The organism is Anaeromassilibacillus sp. An250, from assembly GCF_002159845.1.
GTDB lineage: Bacteria > Bacillota > Clostridia > Oscillospirales > Acutalibacteraceae > Anaeromassilibacillus > Anaeromassilibacillus stercoravium.
Genome location: NZ_NFJK01000054.1, coordinates 1 through 1,297 on the forward strand (window position 1 = coordinate 1; position 1,297 = coordinate 1,297).

At 46.1% G+C, this 1,297-nt stretch carries 2 protein-coding genes; both read right to left on the reverse strand.

Annotation, left to right across the window (positions count from 1 at the left end; all coding sequences use genetic code 11):
- Positions 1-46: 46 nt before the first annotated feature.
- The gene (locus B5F54_RS17050; RefSeq protein WP_140400421.1) at positions 47-952 is read right to left on the reverse strand and encodes an IS3 family transposase; all 906 of its coding nucleotides are present in this window, start codon (positions 950-952) and stop codon (positions 47-49) included.
- On the reverse strand, positions 886-1,236 hold the full coding sequence (locus B5F54_RS17055; protein WP_087235328.1) for a transposase: 351 nt from the start codon (positions 1,234-1,236) through the stop codon (positions 886-888). The genes B5F54_RS17050 and B5F54_RS17055 overlap by 67 nt, the downstream gene beginning before the upstream one ends.
- Positions 1,237-1,297 lie beyond the last annotated feature (61 nt).

Consider the following 1,297-nt stretch of genomic DNA (forward strand, 5'->3'; position numbering starts at 1 on the left):
TGAAGTGACCCCCAAAAGTTAGACAATATTTGAAAGTAAAAATTGTTTAAGTAGCCGAAAGGGCTTGTTGTCTGTGAATTGCAGGCGGCAAGCCCTTCAGCTTTGCCTTGATGCGGCGGTTGTTGTAGTAATCCAGATAGTCCAGGAGTTCTCGCTTGAAGTGCTCCATAGATTCAAATTCTTGCAGATACAGCAACTCGCTTTTGAGTAAGCCAAAGAAGTTTTCCATGACAGCATTATCCAGGCAGTTGCCTTTCCGACTCATACTCTGTTGAATTCCTTTCTCACGAAGCATACGCTGGTACTGTTTATGCTGGTATTGCCAACCTTGGTCGGAATGGAGGATTAACCCTGTTCCATCCGGTATTGTTTCAAAAGCCTTATCCAGCATGGCAGTAACCATACCCAGAATCGGTCGGCCAAAGATGGCATAGCTCACCAAATACCCGTTGTGTAAATCCAGGATTGGAGAAAGATAGAGCTTCTGACCAAATAAACTGAACTCTGTCACATCGGTAACCCATTTCTGGTTCGGTTTTTCCGCATAGAAATCCCGGTTGAGCAGATTCGGTGCAATTTTTCCCACTTCACCCTTGTAAGAGCGGTATTTCTTGATTCTAACACGGCAAGCCAATCCAAGCTGCCTCATAAGACGCTGTACCGTTTTGTGGTTCAGATGAATCCCTCTGTTGTACAGGGCTGTGGTAATACGGCGGTAACCATACCGCCCTTTGTTTTCGTGGTAGATGGCTGCAATTTCTGTTTTTGCCACTTCATATTTGTCTGCGCACCCCATCCGCTTCAGATGATAGTAGAAAGTTGCACGGGGAAGCTGAGCGATTGAAAGAAGGATTTTCAGAGCGTGTCTTTGCCTCAGTTTTTGAACTACCTGCGTTTTCTGCGCTGGCGTCGCTCGTCTTCCAAAACCAAGGCTTGCAAGTTTTTTAAGTATTCATTCTCCGCACGCAGCCGCTGCACCTCAGCAAGCAGATCCTCTTCCACCGCTTTCGGCAGTTGCTTGGGACGACCCTTTCTTCCTCGACCACGTCGCTCCACGGCAAAGCCATCTGGCCCTTCTGTCAGATAAATTCGTTCCCAGTTCTGGATGCGGTGATGATCACTTACCTCAAATCGACGGGCTGTTTCGCTGTAACTAAGCTTTTCTTCCAACATTGTTTCAATTACCAGCTTTTTGAATTCTGGTGTGTATCGTTTGTTTGGTATCCCTTTTGGCATAATAAAGCACCCCACTTGTTATCCAGTATATCATACTGTCTAACAAATGGGGTGCAGTTCA